1 protein-coding gene is annotated in these 1,257 nt (G+C 65.2%); it reads right to left on the bottom strand.

Annotation, left to right across the window (positions count from 1 at the left end; all coding sequences use genetic code 11):
- Positions 1-81: 81 nt before the first annotated feature.
- A partial coding sequence (gene tuf, locus IE224_RS20790; RefSeq protein WP_167622739.1) for an elongation factor Tu occupies positions 82-1,257 on the bottom strand: 1,176 nt, incomplete at its 5' end.

Genomic DNA, 1,257 nt, shown 5'->3' with positions numbered 1-1,257 from the left:
CCCCCTGCATCGCAAAAGGCCGCCTCTTTTCGAGGCGGCCCCTTGTGTTCGTGTTGCGGCGGGGTGTTTCCCGCCTGCGCCTTACTTCAGGATCTTCGAGACCACGCCGGCGCCGACGGTGCGGCCGCCTTCGCGGATGGCGAAGCGCAGCTTTTCTTCCATCGCGATCGGGGCGATCAGCTCGACCTCGAACTTCAGGTTGTCGCCCGGCATCACCATCTCGGTGCCTTCCGGCAGCTTGACGGTCCCGGTCACGTCCGTGGTGCGGAAGTAGAACTGCGGGCGGTAGTTGGCGAAGAACGGCGTGTGGCGGCCGCCTTCCTCCTTGGTCAGGATATAGGCCTCGGCTTCGAAATGGGTGTGCGGCTTGACCGAACCCGGCTTGCACAGCACCTGGCCGCGCTCGACGCCGTCACGGTCCACGCCGCGCAGCAGCGCGCCGATGTTGTCGCCGGCTTCCCCGCGGTCCAGCAGCTTGCGGAACATCTCGACGCCCGTGCAGGTGGTCTTGCGGGTGTCGCGGATGCCCACGATCTCCAGTTCGTCGCCCACGTTGACCGCGCCGCGCTCGACCCGGCCGGTGACAACCGTGCCGCGGCCCGAGATCGAGAACACGTCCTCGATCGGCATCAGGAAGGGCTGGTCGATCGCGCGCTCGGGCGTCGGGATGTATTCGTCCACCGCAGCGATCAGCGCGCGGATCGAGTTCTCGCCGATCTCGGGGTCGCGGCCTTCCATCGCGGCCAGGGCCGAGCCCTTGATGATCGGGATGTCGTCGCCCGGATAGTCGTAGGACGACAGAAGCTCGCGCACTTCCATCTCGACCAGTTCCAGCAGTTCCTCGTCATCGACCTGGTCGACCTTGTTGAGGTAGACGACCATGTAGGGGATGCCCACCTGGCGGCCCAGCAGGATGTGCTCGCGCGTTTGCGGCATCGGGCCGTCGGCGGCGTTCACCACCAGGATCGCGCCGTCCATCTGCGCCGCACCGGTGATCATGTTCTTCACGTAGTCGGCGTGGCCCGGGCAGTCGACATGCGCATAGTGGCGCGCGTCCGATTCGTATTCCACATGCGCCGTCGAGATCGTGATCCCGCGGGCCCGCTCTTCCGGCGCGCCGTCAATCTGGTCATAGGCGCGGAATTCGCCGAAATACTTCGTGATCGCAGCCGTCAGCGTCGTCTTGCCGTGGTCAACGTGACCAATCGTGCCAATGTTGACGTGCGGTTTCGTCCGTTCAAACTTTGCCTTTGCCAT

This window comes from Paracoccus aerius, from assembly GCF_014656455.1.
Taxonomy (GTDB): Bacteria; Pseudomonadota; Alphaproteobacteria; order Rhodobacterales; family Rhodobacteraceae; genus Paracoccus; species Paracoccus aerius.
Note: the sequence above shows the minus strand (reverse complement) of the source record. Positions and strands in the feature narration are given on the sequence as shown.